17 protein-coding genes and 1 pseudogene are annotated in these 18,648 nt (G+C 65.2%); 11 read left to right on the top strand and 7 right to left on the bottom strand.

From position 1 onward, the window contains the following. Window positions 1–101 precede the first annotated feature (101 nt). Window positions 102–1,457 carry a metal-dependent hydrolase family protein gene (locus tag CS1GBM3_RS04875; RefSeq protein WP_083567069.1) on the top strand — a complete coding sequence of 452 codons (1,356 nt, stop codon included), beginning with the start codon at window positions 102–104 and terminating at the stop codon, window positions 1,455–1,457. A 113-nt stretch (window positions 1,458–1,570) separates the two neighbouring features. On the opposite strand, the gene CS1GBM3_RS04880 is transcribed toward CS1GBM3_RS04875, so the two are convergent. Further along, entirely contained in the window at window positions 1,571–2,143 is a 573-nt protein-coding gene (locus tag CS1GBM3_RS04880; RefSeq protein WP_072393689.1) for a nitroreductase family protein, read from the bottom strand. Window positions 2,144–2,302: 159 nt separating this feature from the next. On the opposite strand from CS1GBM3_RS04880, the gene CS1GBM3_RS04885 reads away from it, so the two are divergent. Next, window positions 2,303–4,261: a VWA domain-containing protein gene (locus tag CS1GBM3_RS04885; protein WP_072392154.1), complete on the top strand. Its 1,959-nt coding sequence runs from the start codon at window positions 2,303–2,305 to the stop codon at window positions 4,259–4,261. 74 nt (window positions 4,262–4,335) lie between these two features. Beyond that, the gene (locus CS1GBM3_RS04890) at window positions 4,336–5,262 is read left to right on the top strand and encodes a hypothetical protein (RefSeq protein WP_072392157.1); all 927 of its coding nucleotides are present in this window, start codon (window positions 4,336–4,338) and stop codon (window positions 5,260–5,262) included. 70 nt (window positions 5,263–5,332) lie between these two features. Here the strand turns inward: CS1GBM3_RS04890 and CS1GBM3_RS04895 are convergent, their stop codons facing one another. Both CS1GBM3_RS04895 and CS1GBM3_RS04900 read right to left on the bottom strand, forming a co-directional pair. Then, window positions 5,333–5,947, bottom strand: coding sequence for a hypothetical protein (locus tag CS1GBM3_RS04895; protein ID WP_072392160.1), 615 nt, complete (start codon window positions 5,945–5,947; stop codon window positions 5,333–5,335). A 40-nt stretch (window positions 5,948–5,987) separates the two neighbouring features. Beyond that, a complete protein-coding gene (locus CS1GBM3_RS04900) occupies window positions 5,988–7,028 on the bottom strand; it encodes an amino acid ABC transporter substrate-binding protein (protein ID WP_072392163.1) in 1,041 nt (346 codons plus the stop codon). A gap of 322 nt (window positions 7,029–7,350) precedes the next feature. On the opposite strand from CS1GBM3_RS04900, the gene metC reads away from it, so the two are divergent. The 3 genes from metC (at window position 7,351) to CS1GBM3_RS04915 (ending at window position 10,479) form a co-directional block, all read left to right on the top strand. Beyond that, window positions 7,351–8,541: a cystathionine beta-lyase gene (metC, locus tag CS1GBM3_RS04905; RefSeq protein ID WP_072392166.1), complete on the top strand. Its 1,191-nt coding sequence runs from the start codon at window positions 7,351–7,353 to the stop codon at window positions 8,539–8,541. Window positions 8,542–8,641: 100 nt separating this feature from the next. Then, entirely contained in the window at window positions 8,642–9,274 is a 633-nt protein-coding gene (locus tag CS1GBM3_RS04910; RefSeq protein ID WP_072392169.1) for a TetR/AcrR family transcriptional regulator, read from the top strand. Then, entirely contained in the window at window positions 9,274–10,479 is a 1,206-nt protein-coding gene (locus CS1GBM3_RS04915) for a patatin-like phospholipase family protein (protein ID WP_072392172.1), read from the top strand. The genes CS1GBM3_RS04910 and CS1GBM3_RS04915 overlap by 1 nt, the downstream gene beginning before the upstream one ends. A gap of 47 nt (window positions 10,480–10,526) precedes the next feature. Here the strand turns inward: CS1GBM3_RS04915 and CS1GBM3_RS04920 are convergent, their stop codons facing one another. Then, window positions 10,527–12,065 (bottom strand): peptide MFS transporter, encoded by a 1,539-nt coding sequence (locus CS1GBM3_RS04920; RefSeq protein WP_072393692.1) that lies wholly within the window; start codon window positions 12,063–12,065, stop codon window positions 10,527–10,529. Window positions 12,066–12,389: 324 nt separating this feature from the next. Between CS1GBM3_RS04920 and adh the strand changes: the two genes are divergently transcribed. The 5 genes from adh (at window position 12,390) to CS1GBM3_RS04945 (ending at window position 16,870) form a co-directional block, all read left to right on the top strand. Next, window positions 12,390–13,910, top strand: a complete 1,521-nt coding sequence (gene adh, locus CS1GBM3_RS04925; RefSeq protein WP_072392175.1) for an aldehyde dehydrogenase — start codon at window positions 12,390–12,392, stop codon at window positions 13,908–13,910. Between the two features lie 233 nt (window positions 13,911–14,143). Next, window positions 14,144–14,746 carry a cysteine hydrolase family protein gene (locus tag CS1GBM3_RS04930; RefSeq protein WP_072392178.1) on the top strand — a complete coding sequence of 201 codons (603 nt, stop codon included), beginning with the start codon at window positions 14,144–14,146 and terminating at the stop codon, window positions 14,744–14,746. Between the two features lie 19 nt (window positions 14,747–14,765). Beyond that, window positions 14,766–15,164 carry a DUF779 domain-containing protein gene (locus tag CS1GBM3_RS04935; RefSeq protein WP_072392181.1) on the top strand — a complete coding sequence of 133 codons (399 nt, stop codon included), beginning with the start codon at window positions 14,766–14,768 and terminating at the stop codon, window positions 15,162–15,164. Window positions 15,165–15,257: 93 nt separating this feature from the next. Beyond that, complete coding sequence (locus CS1GBM3_RS04940; RefSeq protein ID WP_072392183.1) at window positions 15,258–16,493, top strand: ParA family protein; 1,236 nt, start codon at window positions 15,258–15,260, stop codon at window positions 16,491–16,493. Between the two features lie 56 nt (window positions 16,494–16,549). Then, window positions 16,550–16,870, top strand: a complete 321-nt coding sequence (locus CS1GBM3_RS04945; RefSeq protein WP_072392186.1) for a hypothetical protein — start codon at window positions 16,550–16,552, stop codon at window positions 16,868–16,870. A 13-nt stretch (window positions 16,871–16,883) separates the two neighbouring features. Here CS1GBM3_RS04945 and CS1GBM3_RS04950 read toward each other — a convergent pair whose 3' ends face one another. The 3 genes and pseudogenes from CS1GBM3_RS04950 to fdhD all read right to left on the bottom strand — a co-directional run bounded on the left by CS1GBM3_RS04950 (window position 16,884) and on the right by fdhD (window position 18,644). After that, window positions 16,884–17,354: a cupredoxin domain-containing protein gene (locus CS1GBM3_RS04950; protein WP_139247793.1), complete on the bottom strand. Its 471-nt coding sequence runs from the start codon at window positions 17,352–17,354 to the stop codon at window positions 16,884–16,886. 239 nt (window positions 17,355–17,593) lie between these two features. Continuing rightward, window positions 17,594–17,803, bottom strand: a pseudogene (locus CS1GBM3_RS04955) (formate dehydrogenase subunit delta); the annotation flags it as partial. After that, window positions 17,787–18,644 (bottom strand): formate dehydrogenase accessory sulfurtransferase FdhD, encoded by an 858-nt coding sequence (gene fdhD, locus CS1GBM3_RS04960; protein ID WP_072392193.1) that lies wholly within the window; start codon window positions 18,642–18,644, stop codon window positions 17,787–17,789. The pseudogene CS1GBM3_RS04955 and the gene fdhD, both read right to left, overlap by 17 nt. Window positions 18,645–18,648: the final 4 nt, after the last annotated feature.

The raw sequence follows: 18,648 nt of genomic DNA on the forward strand, positions 1-18,648 counted from the left end.
TCGTCACTTTGAATTAAGCAAGGCATTCAACTCGCACCTGTGACGGCGGGGGCCAGGTATTCTCGGGCGCAATTGGGAGGGGCGCCAAAGGAGGTTTCAAAATGCTGTCTCGCACGTTTTATGCGCTCTTCCTCGCGGGCCTCGTCCACACGGCCGCCTTTGCGCAACAGCACGCTGCCGCTGAGCCGCCCGTTCCTCTCACACTGTTCGAGAACGTCCGCATCTTCGACGGCAAGAGCGATACGCTCAGCGCCACCATGAACGTGCTCGTTCGCGGCAACGTCATCGACAAGATCTCGGCGGAGCCTATCGCGGTCGATCGCAGCGCCTCGACAACGATCATAGCCGGCGGTGGACGCACGCTTATGCCCGGCCTCATCGATGCGCATTGGCATGCGATGCTGATACGGCCGGACCCCGCTCAGGCAATTACCGGCGACGTGGGATACAACGCACTCGTCGCTGGAGCGGAAGCAAACGACACGCTCATGCGCGGTTTCACGACTGTCCGCGACGTAGGCGGAGCGGTGTTCGGTCTCAAGCGCGCCATCGACGAGGGTGTCGTCAACGGTCCGCGCATCTTTCCTTCCGGCGCAGTCATTACCGTCACTAGCGGACATGGAGATTTCCGCCAACTGTCCGATCTGCCGCGGACGGTCGGCGGCCCTCTTAGCCGCATGGAGCAGATCGGCGGCAGCATGCTTGCCGACGGCCCGGACGAGGTTCGCTTGCGCGTCCGCGAGCAACTCATGCAGGGCGCCTCTCAGATCAAGCTGACGGCCGGCGGCGGCGTGTCATCGCCCTTTAGCCCGATCGACGTGTCGACGTTTACGGAGGCTGAGCTTCGCGCGGCCGTCGAAGCCGCGGAGAACTGGGGCACCTATGTCACCGCGCACGCTTTCACACCGGCAGCGATCCAGCGGGCCATTGCTGTCGGCGTGACGTGCATCGAGCACGGGTTCCTGATGGACGAGGCAACGGCCAAACTGATCGCGGAGAAAGGCATTTGGTTGAGCTTGCAGCCGCTTCCAGAGGAATTGCGCCAGGGCTTTCCGGTCGGCTCCATCCAGCGGATCAAGGCCGATCAGGTCTGGCCCGGCATCAGCAGTGCCTACGAGTTGGTGAAGAAACACAAGATCAAGACGGCGTGGGGCACCGACGTCCTGTTCTCGCGCGCGCTGGCCAAGCGCCAAGGGGCAATCCTGGCCTCGCTCGTCCGCTGGTACACGCCCGCCGAGGCTCTTGCCATGGCGACCGGGACCAACGCCGAGCTGTTGGCGATGTCCGGCAAGCGCAATCCTTATCCCGGAAAGCTTGGGGTCGTGGAGCAGGGCGCGCTTGCAGACTTGTTGCTGGTCGATGGAAACCCGTTGGAGACTATCGATCTCATCGCGGATCCGGACAGGAACTTCGTGGTGATCATGAAGGATGGAAGAATTTACAAAAACGGGTTGTAGGGCCTGTTGCTGGACGCAACGTTCGCCGTTGCGTGGACGGCGATCGAAGTGGGCTTCAGGGCGCCCGCAAAGCGGAGATTGCGGGCCCATGATCCCGCTGCGGATCGCGGGGCTTACGGCGCCCAGCGGCTGACGATGTCGGCGAGCTTCGGGCGGTCGCGATCCTCGGGCTTCTCCATCGGCGTGCCGATGTACACAAAGCCGACGATGCGCTCGTTCTCCGCGAGGGCGAGGCCTTCGCGAACGGTCGGGCTGTAGGCCACCCACTCGGTCAGCCACGAGGTGCCATAGCCCATGGCGTTGGCGGCGAGGCACAGGTTGAAGGTGGCGGCACCCGCTGAGAGGATCTGCTCCCACTCGGGCGCGCCGGGGCGCTTTGCGACGCGAGAGACCACGGCGACGACGAGCGGAGCGCGCAGGAAGCGGGCGCGCTCGGTCTCGAGGCGCACGTGCGACGGCTCTTTCTCCTCGGCCTGGCAGGCGGCCGCGAACAGCTCGCCCGCCTTGGCCCGCGCCTCGCCTTCGAACACGATAAAGCGCCAGGGTACGAGCTTCTTGTGGTCGGGGACGCGGGCGGCAATGGCCAGAATGCGGTCCAGCTCGGCTCCCGATGGGGCCGGCTCCTGAAGGCGGTCCGCCTTTACGGAGCGGCGGGTCTCGAGGGCTTGCAGCAGGGCGTCATTCATTGCGCAACTTTCCATGACATGTGATCTTGTGATCTTGTCGGCTTCGCCAGCGTTGATGTCGCCGGCCTCGCCGGCGGGGATGCTGCCGGCCTCGCTAACGTATGTGACTGCGGGATACAATCTCCCCGTCGTCGCCATGCCAAACGGATCCTGCGCCCGATGTCGCACCGCGGTTATCTCGCTTTGCTTCCGCTCCTCCTGCTCGCCGCACCCACGCAGGCGGCCGATCCGGGCACGCACGGTCCTGCGGTGATCGTGCTGGACGGGTCGGGCTCCATGTGGGGCACCATCGGAACTGAGAAGCCGGCCAAGTTCGAGCTGGCGCGGGGCGCACTCCGCCAGGCTCTCACCACGCTGTCACCCAAGGTCCGGTTGGGGCTCATGACCTTCGGCCAGCGCCGCCGCGGCGATTGCAGCGATGTCGAGTTGCTGGCACAGCCCGAGGCCGGGCCGCCGGACCGCATCCTCTCGATCGTCGACGAGCTAAGCCCCACCGGAAAAGGCCCCCTGTCGCTGACGCTGCGCGAGGCGGCCAAGCAGGTGCCGGCGGGCGACGCCGGCTCGATCATCGCCATTCACGACGGACCGGACAACTGCTCGCAGGATCCCTGCGCCGCGGCGGCCGACATCGCCGCTGCCAATCCGAAACTGCGCATCTTCCTGATCGGCTTTGGTCTCGAGCCGGTGCAAAGCGAGCGTCATGCGTGTGTCGCCGTCGCGACCGGCGGCAAGGTGTTCGACACGCAAAGCTCGACCGAGCTTGCTGGAGCGATCTCCGAGGCGCTGACACTCGCAAATCTCGAGCGTGTGGACCCGAACACGGGTGTCGCCGTGCCGGCACCCCAGGCCGCGACCCCGCCGGAGCCCGCCGGTCCGCCGGGTCTGCGCCTCACGGCTTCGCTCACGGATGATGGCAAGCCGCTCGCGGCCGCCGTGGCCTGGAGCGTGGCGAAGGCTGATACGCCGGATGCGCCGCTGAAGAGCGCGAAAGCACGCAACCTCGACCTCGATCTCGAGCCCGGTTCCTACGTGGTCGAAGCGCGTCTCGGCGAGGTCACGCGCAAGCAGACGGTCGACGTCGCGGAAAAGGGCCCGACCTCGGTCAAGGTGTCTCTCGATGCCGGCCTCATCAATCTCAAGGCCCGCGCCGATCAGCAGGGGACTGCGCTGGCGCACCCGCTCATCACCATCTCGGCCAAGGACAGCGCCGCGCCGGGCGCAGGCCGCCCGGTCTGGATCGGCCGCGAGGCGACGACGCAGGTCGTGCTTCCTGCCGGAGCCTACACCGTGCGCGTCGTCGATGGCCTGGCGGCGGAAACGTCGGAGATCACGCTCGCGGCCGGCTCCGGCGTCGACGTTAGCCCCGTGCTCGGCGCGGGCACGCTCGCGCTGTCGGCGGTCTCTTCCGCGGGAGGCGCGCCCCTGCAGGACGTCACCTACGCGATCGAGGAGGACGATCCGGATTCGCCGGAGGGCCGGCGCGAGGTCGTGCGCTCGGCGGATCCGACGGCAAGTTTCACGCTACCGGCCGGGACCTACTACGTGACGGCGCGTTCCGGCGCGGCCGTGGCTCATGAGCGCGTTGCGCTCGGCAGCGGCGCCACGATCAATCACGCCATGACGCTGAACCTCGTGCCAATCACCGTGGTCACGAACGCGGGCGCACAGGCTGATGGCGCGGGCGCCGCACCGGCTCAGCCGATCGTCATTCGCGTGCTCGGCGCGGATGGGCGGCCGCCGGAGATCGCCCGCGCGCACGGCGCGAGTGGCACGTTCCAGCTGCCGCCAGGGCGCTATCGCGTCGAGGCGGAGGTGATGGGCCGCAACGTCGCTGCCGCAGGCATCGTGGATCTCACGAGCGGCCGTGGCGGTAGCGTGCAGCTTAAGCTCGAGCAGGGGGAAGTCTCGATCGATGCGCGCGGCACGGGCGGGCGGCACTGGCGGATCAAGGACGGTACGGGGCGGACGGTGCTGCACGCGGGGCGCGCCAACGGGGGCACGACGCAGCTCGCCCCCGGCCGCTACGTGTTGCTCTGGGATGCCGCCGACAAACGCGTCGAGCAGCCGTTCGAGATCAAGGCTGGAGAACGGCGCCAGCTGACTGTGGGAAGCCCGTGATTGCCTTACTTCGACCACGGTCTGGCGGCGACATCCGGCGGACAACTCTTTCTCAAATTCCTAGACCGGGGCCTATGATCATCAGAGCGGCGCACAAGACGCTTGGCGAGATCGCGTGCAGCGCGGCACTGGCCGTGCTCGTCGGCACGTTTGCGGAGGTCGCGCACGCGCAGTCGGCGGCCGATTGGCTGACGGGCGGCCCGGCGGATTCGAAAAAGTCCGACGAAAAGGCGGTCGCCGAAACGGCGCAGGTGCACATGGTCGCGCGGCTCACAGCCGATGGCGAGGAGATCGAGGAAAATCTCGTCTGGCGCGTGTTCTGGCATCCGCCCGGCGCAGGCCGCCCGTCGCTGATCGCGACCAAGCAGGACGCGAAACCCACTTTCAAGCTCGGGGTCGGCGACTATGTCGTCAACGCCGCGCTCGGGCGTGCCAATCTCACGCGGCGGATCTCGGTCAAGGGGGAAGCAGCCGAGCCAGCCGTCGAGGAGTTCGTGCTCAACGCCGGCGGCCTGCGCGTCAAGGCGCTCGTCTCCGGCCTCGAAGCGCCGAGCAACAGCGTGAGCTACGCGATCCACTCCGATCGCGACCAGACGGACAGCCGCAGGCTCGTGATCTCGGCTGCGCGGCCCAACCTCGTCATCCGTCTCAACGCCGGCATCTACCACATCGTCTCGACCTATGGTGACTGCAACGCGGTGGTGCAGAGCGACGTCACCGTCGAAGCCGGCAAGCTCACCGAGGCAACGGTGACGCATTCGGCAGCCAAGGCGACGTTCAAGCTCGTGCATCGGGCCGGCGGCGAGGCCCTGCCCGACACGCAATGGAGCATCCAGACGGTGCAGGGCGAAGAGATCAAGGAGAGCGTCGGCGCATTGCCGACGCACATCCTGGCGCCGGGCTCCTACACGGTGGTCGCAAAGTCGCAGGGACGCGAGTTCCAGCGCGATATCACGCTCGCCAACGGGGAGACGGCGCAGGTCGAGCTGGTGATGAAATGAGGCGGCGTTGGAGCGCGCTCACCCGTGGGCTTGCCTCCGACACGGCGCTCGCTACTCAACCGATCAGGCTCTAGAAGTCGGTCAGGACCCAGTCCGTGGGACAGCGGTGCGTCCGCATTTGGCGCTCGGTCTCGTCGAGGCGCGCTGCGTCGCTCAGCTTGTGAAACAGTCCGCGTGCGATCTGCCAGTGCTCGCACGCCGTGGTGAGATCGCCAGCCAAGCGGGCCAGTTCGGCCAGTTCGAGACGCGCCTCCGCCTGCACCGGCAGGTTCTTGCTTTTTGTCGCGGCGCGAAGGCTCGCCCGCAGGTGCTCGGCCGCCTGCTCGGCGCTTCCCTTCGCAATTTCCGCGCGGGCACTCGCAAGATACAGCTCGCCGAGAGCCGCGTGATCGGCGGCGGTCTCGGCTGCCGCAATGCGGCTGGCCCAATCGATGACCGGCTCAGGTGCATCGGGCCGGCCCGGCTTCGGTAAAACGGGGGCGGGCTCGGCGACGGATGGCGGCGTGTCTGTCGGGATGGCTCGGAACACCTGCGTTTCGTGGGGCTTCGTCTCGGTGGGAAATTCCTGCGGCCGCGTTGTCTGCCGGCGCAGCAGAATGACGGCGACGATCAGGAGCGCGAAAGGCACCAGCAGTGCGAGCGGGGCAAGGAACTCGACCAACGCCCCGCCGCTGTCTTCGATCATGCGTCGCCCTCCCCGGCCAATCGATCGCGCGCCGTCCTCATCAGCGCAACGCGCCCGCAGACATGAGGCCGCCGCGCGTCCAAAGATTATTGACGCCCCGTTCCAATGCCAACGGCGACTTCAGGCCCACGTTGCGCTCGAAGACCTCGCCGTAATTTCCAACCTGCCGCACGAGCTGATAGCTCCAGTCGCGCGCCAGCCCCATACCCTGGCCAAGATCCGCCTCGACGCCCAGGAAATGGCGGATGTCAGCATTGGCGGAGCCGCGCTGCGCCTCGACGTTCTGGCTGCTGATGCCCAGTTCCTCGGCCGCGATCAGAGCTGAAAGCGTCCAGCGCACGATGGAAAACCACTGATCGTCGCCCTGGCGCACGACGGGGCCGAGCATTTCCTTGCTGATCAGCTCCTGCATCAGCACGTGATCGGCGGGCACCGCAAGCCGGCTGCGCTCAGCAGCGAGCATCGCGACGTCACCAGTCAGCACCGTGCAGGCACCGTCGGCGTAGGCTTTGACGACATCCGTCCACTTCTCGGCGGCGACGATCTGATAGCGCATCTTGCGCGACTGGAAGAACGTCTCGACGGCCTGCGCGGCCGGCGTATCCTTCATCACGCAAATGGTAGTGCCAGAAAGCTCGAGCACGCTGGCTACGGCATAACCGCGGCGGATCAGGACGCCTTGGCCATCGTGAAAAAGCGTATCAGTGAAGCGCACGCCAAGCTCGGTGTCGCGCGAAAGCGTGCGTCCGCCGGCGCGTGGCAGAAGGTCGACCTCGCGAGCGGTCAGCGCATGGTAGCGGTTCGCCGGGGTAACGACCCTGTATTTGACGGCGGTCTTGTCGCCGAAGACGGCCGTCGCGACGGCCTTGCAGAAATCGATGTCGAGGCCGCTCCAGGTGCCGTCATCAGAAGCGGTCGCAAAGCCCGGGGCGTCCTCGGTCACGCCGCACACCACATGACCACGGGCGCGCACATCGTCGAGCGTGGCGGCGTGACCGGCTGTCGCGGCCGCCAAGGCGAGCCCAAACACGGCCAGCACCGCCGCGCCCGCCGCCGCAAGACGTCGCCGGCAATACCTCACGCCCGTCCTCGCGGAACGGGGAGCCTCCGGTGGGGAGGCCTCATCTGCGGACCCGACCGGACGCCAATGTCCGCGGCCGGGGCCCGGCGCTCGTTTCATACCTGCGTTTCCTCAGCCGCTACCGGCGCGACGTTCGTGCTTGCCGTGTCTTGCGACATCGTATTTTGTCGCGCCACGAAGGGCGGTCCCCCCGCTCCCACTTGTCACACATCCCGCGTTGCGTGCTGGGGGTCAAGCCCTTGACCAGCGTTGGAAGTTGCGTCAAACGGCGCTCGGTTGGAGCTGGCGTCCAGAGCCTCGCAAAGGCAAGGATTCAACTGTCATGACGAAACCGCAAAAGGGCGCCCGCAAGGTCCGCCATCCGGCAACCGCCATCCTGCACAGTGGCCGCGACCCCGCCGGGCAACACGGCTTCGTCAATACCCCCGTCTACCGGGGCTCAACCGTGCTCTTTCCCACGCTCGAAGCGCTAGATGCCTATGACAAGCAGCCCTACCGCTATGGCCGTCACGGAACGCCGACGACGACCGCGCTCGAGACGGCGCTGACCGAACTCGAAGGTGGCGCGCGCACATTTCTGACCGCCTCCGGCTACCAGGCCGTGACGACCGCCATCCTGGCCTTCGTCAACGCCGGCGACCATGTGCTGATGGTGGACAGCGTTTATCAACCGACGCGCAGGTTCTGCGACACGATCCTGGCGCGGCTCGGCGTGACAACCACGTACTACGATCCCTTGATCGGCGGCGGCATCGCCGAGCTGATCCAGCCGAACACACGTGTCGTGTTTCTGGAGAGCCCCGGTTCGCTCACTTTCGAGGTGCAGGATGTCGGGGCCATCGCGAAGGCCGCGAAAGCGCGAGACGTCACCGTGCTGATGGACAATACCTGGGCGAGCCCGCTCTATTTCCGTCCGCTCGCGCACGGCGTCGACGTCTCTATCAGCGCCTGCACCAAGTATATCGTCGGTCACGCTGACGCGATGCTCGGCGCAATCACGGCAAACGCGCGCACGGCGGAAGCGGTGGAGACCGCGCGGGCGGTGCTTGGCGGCTGCCCGGGCTCCGAGGAGACGTACCTCGGCTTGCGCGGCCTCAGAACGCTTGCCGTGCGGCTCGAGCGGCATCAGCGCTCGGCGCTGGAGGTGGCGCGGTGGCTGGCAACGCGGCCCGAGGTCGACCGGATCCTGCACCCGGCCCTGCCCGATGATCCCGGCCACGCGCTTTGGAAGGCGCAGTTCACGGGCGCCTCGGGGCTGTTCTCGATCATCCTGAAGCCGACCCCGCGCAAGGCGCTGGCGGCCATGCTGGACGGGCTATCGCTGTTCGGAATGGGCTATTCGTGGGGCGGCTACGAGAGCCTGATCGTGCCGTTCAACCCGAAGCACTATCGGACGGCGACAGCGTGGACCTCGGAGGGGCAAGCGTTGAGGCTTCACATCGGCCTCGACGACGTGGGCGACCTGATTGCCGACCTCGAAGCCGGTTTTGCTCGCCTCAACGCGGCGCGATAGGCCGCGAGCCCCGCGGTTCCCTCACCCGATTTTTCGGTTGCCGGATGAAACTACACTGTATAGTTTTCTCGCGATGTCGCGTGCGAAGGGGGGAAGGGACATGACGAACGCCGTTGCCGGGGGCAGGCCGTCCCGCGTCGTGTCCGATCAAATCACCTCGAAGCTGCTCAAAGCCGGCGCGCATCTCTTCCTGCGCCACGGCTACGAGAAGACCAGCATGGATGCCGTGGCCGCAAAGGCCGGGATCTCGAAGCGCACGCTTTATTCTCGCTTTCCCAGCAAGGCGGAGCTGTTCGAAGCCGTCGTCAATTCCGTGCTCGAGCGCAGCGTCCGTTCTTTCAAGGAAAGTCCGACCGCTCTCGCAACGTTGCAGGATGCCCTGCTCGAGTTCGCCACCAATCTGATGGAGATCGTGCTCGCTTCCGACGTGGTTGCTGTCGAACGGGTGGTGACCGGCGAAGCGGCGCAGTTTCCGGAGCTGGCCGGGCGCCTGCATGAGCGCTTCAGGATCTATATTGTCGACGTTCTTATAGATCTGATCATGCACTTCGAGCCCATGGGGCATCGCTCTGCGGCCGCCGTCCGCCTCGATGCCGAGCTCTTTCTGGCAATGATCGTGCTGCCGCCGCTGCGGCGCGCCGTGCTGTTTCAGTCCAAACCGGGTCTCGGCGACGAGGATCGGGTGGCCATCGCGCGTGCGGTCGAAATCTTCGCCAACGGGGCGCGCTCGTAATGCGCCCCCCGCTGACTGCGCGCCTTTTCCGCTGGCTCATGGCGCTGTTCGTGGTCGTGGCGATCTCCGGCTGCGCGACGCTTCCGCCGCGCAACGTATTGCCCGAAGCACTCGTCGACGAGGCGGAGCTGATCAACATGCCGGGGATCCGCGTCTGGGGCGACGCGACCGAGCGCGAACTCGAAGTGGTGCTCGCCTCCGCCTCCTCGCGCGGCGAGGCGGCGCAGAAAGGGCGCCAGATCTCCAACATGCTGGCGATTTCCGGAGGCGCCGAGGACGGTGCCTTCGGCGCCGGGCTGCTGGTCGGCTGGGGCGCCTCCGGCACGCGTCCCCGGTTCGATTACGTGACCGGTGTCAGCGCGGGCGCGCTGATCGCGCCGTTCGCGTTCCTCGGCGCCAAGGGCGACAAGGCGCTGAGGGAGATCTTCACGCAATATGGGCAGTCCGACATTCTGACCGCCAACGTTCTGCCCGGCCTGTTCGGCGGCTCGGCCGTGGCCGATAGCAAGCCGCTGGCGCGGCTGATCGAAAAATATGCCGACCGCGCGTTTCTTCGCGAGATCGCGCGCGAGCGCAGGAACGGTCGCATGCTGCTGATCGGCACGACGAACATCGACGCGCAGCGGCCGGTGGTGTGGGACATGGGACGCATCGCCATGAGCGAGCATCCCGAGGCGTTGTCGCTGTTCCGCAAAGTGCTGCTGGCATCGGCCTCGATCCCTGGCGCCTTTCCGCCGGTGCGCTTCAAGGTAGGCGCGCAAGGGCAGACCTACGAGGAGATGCACGTCGACGGCGGCATCACGCAGCAGGTGTTCCTGGCGCCGAGCGCGTTGGCGTTCAGGAAGATCGATCGGCGGTTCGGCGTGCCGACCGCAGCGCGCCGCCTCTACATCATCCGCAACGGCAAGGTGACGCCCGAGTGGCAGCCCGTTGAGGAGCGCGTTCTGCCGATCGCGCAGCGGTCGATCTCGACGCTGACCAAACACCAAGGCATCGGCGACCTTTACCGCATGTACGCGGCGACCCGACGCGACGGGATCGACTACAATCTCGCGGCCATCCCGGCCGACTTCACCGGCAAAAGCAGCGGGCCGTTCGATCGCGCCTACATGGTGCCGCTCTTCGCATTGGGCCAGAAGCTGGGCCGTACCGGTTATCGCTGGCTGAAGGCGCCGCCCGGACTCAACGCGGCACAGCACGACTAGAGCGCCGCGTCACTCTCGGAGCAAGCGCGCCACGTCTCGATGGGCGCTCAGCGCACGCCGCCCATAAGCCGTTTCACCCAGGGCGTCAGCACGAAAAACAGAACGGCCATGGCCGCGGCAAGCCCCGCCTGCCAGAGGAAGCTCCAGGCCAGTGCATCGGGATTGGTGGCCGTGAAGTTGCTGCCGAGCACGCCGGCGAGCTTGCTGCCCAGCGCAAAGCCGAGCAGCCAGATGCCGAGCACGAAGGCCACAGCGCGCCTTGGGGCGAGCTTGGTCATCGTGCTCAAGCCCACCGGGCTTAGGAACATCTCGCCGACCGTCTGCAGGAAGAAGAGGCCGACGAGCCACAGCGGACTGATGCGTCCCTCCGCCGTCAACGTCGCCGCCGGCACCATGAGCAGGAACGAGAGCGCGAGGAAGACCAGTCCGGCGCCGAATTTGACCGGCGTCGATGGCTGGCGGTCGCCGAGCCGCATCCAGAGCGCTGCGAAGAGGGGTGCGAGCAGGATGACGAACAGCGGGTTCAAGGACTGGAACCAGGCGGAGGGAAAGCTCCAGCCGGCAAATTCGGAGCGCGTCAGCTGGTCTGCGAACAGCGCGATGGTGAGGCCTGCCTGCTCGAAGATGCCCCAGAACAGAATGGCGCCGATGAGGAGCACGAACATGGCACCGTAGCGACGCTTCTCCTCGTCTTTGGAGAAGCCGAGCCAGACGGCGAGCGCGGCCGGCACCAGGACGTAGGCCCAGCGCAACGGCTCGAAGCCCGGCCGGTCCGACAGCACGAGCAGGGCCAGCGCGCCAAGCGTGCCCGCAACCACCGTGACCAGCTTGAGCAGCGGGCTCAAGCTCTCCTTCGCCCTACCCTGCTCTTCGAGCGCGGCCTGCGCCTCGATCGCGGTACGCGCCTCCGCCTTGGCAACGTCGCGGCCGAAGATCAGCAGCACGGCCAAGCCCGCCAGCATCCCAACGCCCGCGGCCGCAAAGCCCCAGTGCCAGCTCCCGGCGGGATCAAAGCCACTGTCGGCAAGCCACGTCTTCATGACGGGGCTCTGGGCCAGGAAGCCCGTCGCCAGTGGCGCGAGGAAGCCGCCAATATTGATGCCCATATAGAAGATGGAGAAGCCCGCGTCGCGACGACTGTCGTCGCGTGCGTAGAGGGTGCCGACGAGAGCGCTCACTGCCGGCTTGAACAGGCCCGTGCCGATCACCACGAGCACAAGGCCGACGTAGAACGTCGCGGTTTCGCCAATGGCAAGCGTGAAATGCCCCGAGGCGATGATCAGACCGCCAATCAGGACGGCGCGCCAGAGGCCGAGGCTGACGTCCGCCGCGACGCCGCCGGGGATCGACAGCAGATAGACGGCCATCGTGTAGTTGCCGTAGATCAGCGCCGCCTCGGCGGGCGTAAAGCCGAGCCCTCCTTCGCTCTGAGGCGCCACCATGAACAGCACCAGCAGAGCGCGCATCCCGTAGTAGGAGAACCGCTCCCACATCTCGGCGAAAAACAACACGCCCAGGCCGTTCGGATGGCCAGCGAACAGCGTTAGATCGGAACGACGAGTGGCCAGTTCTCTTTGGATGGTCATACTTTTGAGTGTCTGCGAGGGCCGCACGGGCCGCAAGCGCAACATTTCGGCAGCAACGCCGAGCTCAACGACGAAACCACCGACGGGGTCCGGCCGGGAAAGCGGCGTGGCCGCGTGCCGCCTTGTCCGCATAATTGGCCGTTAACTTTCGCTATTGCGCCTGCTCAAGGCTCGGCGGCTCCTGGCGGTCTAGGACCTTTGGCGTATAGACGCGCCAAACATGGCTCACTAATTAAGCAACACCATATCCTCATCAGAAGAACGATCCTGCGGGCGCGCGAGGCCCAAAGCAGGACATCTCCATCCCCCAAGGAGGAAATTCGCATGATTCAACAAGCCCTAAACGAAGTTTCCCAGCAGATCCGCATCCGCCCCCGCTATGACAATTTCATCGGCGGGCAGTGGGTCGCGCCGGTCAAAGGGCAATACTTCACCAATCTGACGCCGGTTACGGGCAAGCCGCTTTGCGACGTTGCGCGTTCCTCGGCCGAGGACATCGAGCTTGCGCTCGACGCCGCGCACAAGGCCAAGGATGCCTGGGGCAAGACCTCGGCTGCCGAGCGCGCGCAGATCCTGAACAAGATCGCCGACAAGATGGAGACGAGCCTCAAGCTGCTCGCCATGGTCGAGACGCTCGACAATGGCAAGCCCATCCGCGAGACAACGGCTGCCGACCTGCCGCTCGCCGTCGATCACTTCCGCTACTTCGCGGGCTGCATCCGCGCCCAAGAAGGCTCGATCGCAGAGATCGACCACGACACCGTCGCCTACCACTTCCATGAGCCGCTGGGTGTGGTCGGCCAGATCATCCCCTGGAACTTCCCGCTCCTGATGGCCTGCTGGAAGCTCGCTCCGGCGCTGGCCGCCGGCAACTGCGTGGTGCTAAAGCCCGCCGAGCAGACGCCCATGAGCATCTTGGTTCTCATGGATCTTGTCGGCGACCTGCTGCCGCCGGGCGTGCTCAACGTCGTCAACGGTTTCGGCATCGAGGCCGGCAAGCCGCTGGCGCAGAACAAGCGCATCTCGAAGATCGCCTTCACGGGCGAGACAACGACCGGCCGTCTCATCATGCAGTACGCGTCGGAGAACATCATCCCGTGCACGCTCGAGCTCGGCGGCAAGAGCCCGAATATCTTCTTCGCCGACGTTGCCGATGCCGACGATGAGTTCTTCGACAAGGCTCTCGAAGGCTTCGCCATGTTCGCGCTGAACCAGGGCGAAGTCTGCACCTGCCCGTCGCGCGCGCTGGTGCACGAGAAGATCTACGACCGCTTCATAGAGCGCGCCGTCGCCCGCGTGCAGAAGATCAAGCAGGGCCATCCGCTGGATGCCTCGACGATGATCGGCGCGCAGGCCTCGAACGACCAGCTCGAGAAGATCCTGTCGTACATCAAGATCGGCCGTGACGAGGGTGCCCAGGTGCTCACTGGCGGCGAACGTGCCGTGATCTCCGGCGAGACGGCGGAAGGCTACTACGTGCAGCCGACCGTGCTCGCGGGCCACAACAAGATGCGCGTGTTCCAGGAAGAGATCTTTGGACCGGTGGTCTCGGTGACCACGTTCAAGGACGACGAAGAGGCACTCGCCATCGCCAACGACACGCTGTACGGCCTCGGCGCCGGTGTGTGGACGCGCAACGGCACGCGCGCCTATCGCTTCGGCCGCGCCATCCAGGCAGGCCGCGTGTGGACGAACTGCTACCACCTCTATCCGGCACACGCCGCGTTCGGTGGCTACAAGCAGTCGGGCATCGGTCGCGAAACGCACAAGATGATGCTCGATCATTACCAGCAGACCAAGAACATGCTGGTTTCCTACAGCCCGAAGGCTTTGGGCTTCTTCTAGAGCGCCTGCGCTCTAGATTTTTGGTGGACCGATGATTCACGCTTCGGTCTGATAGAGACCGAAGCGATCATGGTCCTGGATGCGTGCGGCCCGGCCAGGTCGCTCACGTCCGGTTCCCTCCGAGCAGCGCGGCCGCAAGGCCGCGCTGTTTCCGTTCCCAAAGCCTCGCGCGGCTGGAGCGCCCATAGGCGCCCCTGGCACCTGCGCACGTCACGTCCAGGATTTCTCTCACCATGACCGATGCCCGGCCCACGCTCCGCTCTCTTCTGGCCCTTCCCGATACGCCGGCGCCGCTCTCGCAATCGGCGCTCGTGCTGATCGATTGCCAGAACACCTACCGAGAAGGCGTCATGCAGCTCGAAGGCGTGGAGCCGGCGCTTGCCGAATGCGCCAAGCTCTTGAAGCGGGCCCGCGACGCAGGCGCCCCTGTGATCCACATCCAGCACGACGCCGGCCCCGGCACGCCCTACGACGTCCGGGCGCCGATCGGCGCCATTGCGGACGTTGTGGCGCCGGCTGCAGGCGAGAAGGTCATAACCAAGGCGTATCCAAGTTCGTTCGAGAAGACCGACCTCGACGAGGAGCTGAAGCGGCTCGGCGTCAACAATCTGGTGCTCGCCGGCTTCATGACGCACGTGTGCGTGAACTCGACCGCGCGCGCCGCGTTCAACCATGGCTACAGCACGACCGTGGTCGGGAACGCGACGGCGACGCGCTCGTTGCCAAATCCCAACGGCGGCGTGCTGCCGGCCGAGGCCTTGCACAACGGCGCACTTACGGCCTTGGCGGACATCTTCGCAATTGTGGTACCGTCGGGCGACAAGGTCCCGACCTAAGCTGCTGGAGGAGAAGGCGATGGTTGAGCGCGTGACGGCGACGCCGGCTGCCCTGGAGATGATCGACAAACTCGCCGCGCAGCACGGCCCGCTCCTGTTCCACCAGTCCGGCGGATGCTGCGACGGCAGCGCGCCCATGTGCTATCCGCGCGGAGAGTTCCGCGTCGGCGCGCAGGACGTCTATCTCGGCGAGATCGGCGGACAACCGTTCTACATGGGCGCGTCGCAGTTCGATTACTGGCAGCACACGCACCTGATCATCGACGTGGTGCCGGGACGCGGGTCGGGCTTCTCGCTCGAAGCGCCCGAGGGCGTGCGCTTCCTCACCCGCTCGCGCGTTTATACCGACGATGAGTACGCCGAGCTCGACAGGCTCGGCCCGCCGCCGACTGGCGCCGAGCACGCGCCGGCGGTTTAGGCTGGGGTCTCGCCCTCACGCAAGAGTTGCCCTTACTATTCCGTCTGATACCCTTTGGTCAGATTAGAGATAATCCGACCTCGGGGGAGGATGATGGGGGACGCTTTCGATCATTTTATCGATCAGCTCATTCAAATTCTTGTTGGCGGTGGTGTTGTTGACTGGACGGTCAAGCTAGCTGCCGCTGTCCTAGTGGGACTTCTGATCGTTGGGCTAAGAAAGCTCTATCGGAAGGCGGCGCCTTGGGGCAGAGCGCTGATCGCGAACGCCACGAAGATCGAGCGTGCCAGGTCGGCAGTGGCTCCCGAGGGACAGGGCTTGTGGCTAGCGAGATCTATTCCGTTCGCCCCACCGCCCGACTATGCCGCCAAGATTCGGCGCAGCATTCCCATCCTGGTGATCGGTAACCTCAAAGGCGGAGTGGGGAAGACAACGACAGCAGCAAATCTCATTGCGCATTACGCCAGGAAGAAGGATAGGCGCGTACTGGCGATCGACCTCGACTTTCAAGGTTCCTTGACCGCGACCGCCATGTCGAAGGCCGACCGTGACAACACACTCGAGGTAGAAATCGAGGGTGGACTCAGCAAGTCCGCTCACCTCATTGACGATAAGGATGCGTTTTGGCTCCGCAACGTGACGGAAAACGTCAAGGACCTTCCTAAAGCCAGGATTGTTCCGACGTACTATTCGCTGGCCAGCACCGAAAACCGCGTCATGGTCGAATGGCTGATCGGGCAGCGGCAAGAGGATATCCGATACCATCTGACGAACGTGCTGCATGACGACGAGATCCAGAGAAAATTCGACATCATCATTATCGATGCGCCACCGCGCCTGACCACAGGATGCATCCAAGCGCTTGCCGCTTGCACGCACGTATTGATCCCTACTGTCCTAGACGAAATGTCCGCTGAAGCCGTTGGTTCGTTTGCCAATCAACTCCGCGTTCATCAGGGAATCTGGCCACACTTGCGCATCGTCGGCGTCGTTGGGACCATGACGGAGGCAAACACCGTCAAAGATGGAGCGCTGCGAGACGAACCGCTCAGGGACTTTGAAGCCCTGGCTCACGTTTCTGTCCGCGATGCGCTCGGGGTCGCCCTAGAAGAGGCCTCCAGGCCACTGCGGGAAGCGAACATAATGCCGTTGGATTGCTTTATCCCCAGCAAGGCGGAACTCGGGCGACTTGCCGGACACGGAATCGCATACGCTTCGTCAAGTAACTCTACGGTTCTGCAGGAAATTCGCCAGTCGTTCGATCGGCTCGGTGATGAGATTGACCGCCGTATTGCGGCTTCGCGTAACGGAGTCACTGGCGGTAACTAAGCCAAGAGTTGCCGTAGAATCAGTGTGTTCCTATACTAACTTGGAAGGAGGTTGGTATGGGCAAGAAGGTTGCGTCTGCGTCCAAAACGGGAAAACCGAAAAAGCCGCGGAAGCCGAAGATGACCGAGGATCAGATTTCCGATTACGTTGCTCGCTTAGAGCAGGCGGTCGGCGATAACGACAAGTTTTTGCCGATCATTGATGAACTCAATAGCGCCGCGGTGGCTGAACTGGTCGCCATCGCCAGTAAGTTCGTCTCTCCCATGGCCGCGAGTTCCACAAAGAAGAGCGCAGTCGAGCGCATAATGAAGCGGCACCAAAATCTGCTTTCGTTCAAGCGAAAGCAAAAGGCAGTGGGGGGCCGCTCGGCGGCCTGAATAGCCCAAGCCCTTACTTCTTCGGGGCCACGATGAGCTCGGAGACCATCGTCGGAAGATGGGCCGAGCAAACGATGCTGTGGCGGCCCGGCTTGTCGGCGGTGAACGTGGCGCGGTGGATGTGGCCGCGCTTCAGCTCGAACACCTGCCCGTAGGCTTCGATCGTGGTGGGGTGGCTGGCACCGTTGATGCCGACGAACTCGAGCGTCACCTCATCACCCTCGTCGACGAAGATCTGGCGCGGCTCGAACACGTAGACCGCGACTTCCCAGCGGCCTTCCTCGTTCGGCTTCTTCAGCACGTAACCGCCACCTTCGGGCAGCGGCGAGGGAAACGGCTCCTTCTCGACGTTGGCGCCGCCCTTGGGCTCGACGGCCGTTACGATGATGTGGCGCTTATCCGCGTGGGCGACATCTGTCACCGACAGCACCGCGAGAGCCCCCATCGCGAGGCCCAGAAATGCACGCTGAGAGAGCCGCTTCATGCCTATCGCTCCATATGGCCGGTCAGACTGCCCGCGCATCAACGCGCCCGGCGAAGTCTCAGACATTCCTGGCTGCTAGGCAATAGGTGCGGTTTGTGAAACGTGTTTGGGCGCGATGTGTTCTTCTTGCCGCGGGCGTGCGTATCTCACGCGGATTTGGCTTTCGCTTTACCGCGCGGCGATTGAGCTGCAGCGGCGGCCTTCGCTTCGGCGACGGTCGGCATGCCGTGCATATCGGCCTTGAGCTTCGCGACGGCTTTCAGCGTCAGCGGATCGAGCCCGGCTCCGCCCGCGTCGAGCAGCGCGAAGATCTGTTTCTTCATGCGCGGCTCCCAGAACTTCATCATATGCTCGGAGATGCCGGCGATAGCCTTCTCTTCGCCCTGGGCGCGGAAGAACTTGCCGATGTCGTTGGCCATGCGGACCAGCGTGTCAGCGGGAGATGACATGGGGTAGTGCCTCCTGGCGGTCGCCGTCGCCAGGCTGCGCGGCTAGCTTGATACGTTCGGGGTGGGTGAAAATCTCGAAAGCGTCGGGACGTGCGATGGCGACCAGCGTGATGCCGGCCTCCTCGGCGACGCGTAGCGCGAGCGCGGTCGGCGCGGAGACGGCAACGATGATCTCGGCGCCGAGTTGGGCCGCCTTCTGCACCATCTCGACGGAGACGCGGCTCGTCAGCACGACGAAGCCCTTGGTCGGATCGAGACCGGCGACGGCAACGGCGCCGACGAGCTTGTCGAGCGCGTTGTGGCGACCAACGTCCTCGCGCACGCATGCAATGGTTCCCGCCGCAGCATCCCAGAATGCCGCGGCATGCACGGCGCGGGTCGCGATGTTCAACGTCTGCGCGGGCGGCATGGCGGCCAGCGCCTTGTTGATCTCGGCAGGCGTGGTCGTCGAGACGTGCCCGACCTTGCGCGGTGTGGGCACGGCCGCTTCCAGGCTTTCGACGCCGCAGAGACCGCAGGCGGTCGGGCCGGTGATGCGGCGGCGGCGCTCGGCATGCTTACGGCCGCTGACGGGCACCAGCCACATGCGGGCCTCGATGCCATTCTCGTGCTCGACGACCTCGATCTCGCGGATCTCGGAGCGGCTCGCCACGATGCCTTCGGTCAGCGAGAAGCCGATTGCGAAGTCTTCGAGGTCGGCCGGTGTCGCCATCATGACGGCGTGTGTCGAGCCGTCATAGACGAGCGCAACCGGCACCTCTTCCGGAATGAGACGGCCCGTGTCCTCGACGCCGGTCTTGGCGACACGGCGCGACGGCACGCGAAGAGACGTCTCCGCCATCGGG

The sequence above is a fragment of the Hyphomicrobium sp. CS1GBMeth3 genome, assembly GCF_900117455.1.
Lineage (GTDB): Bacteria > Pseudomonadota > Alphaproteobacteria > Rhizobiales > Hyphomicrobiaceae > Hyphomicrobium_C.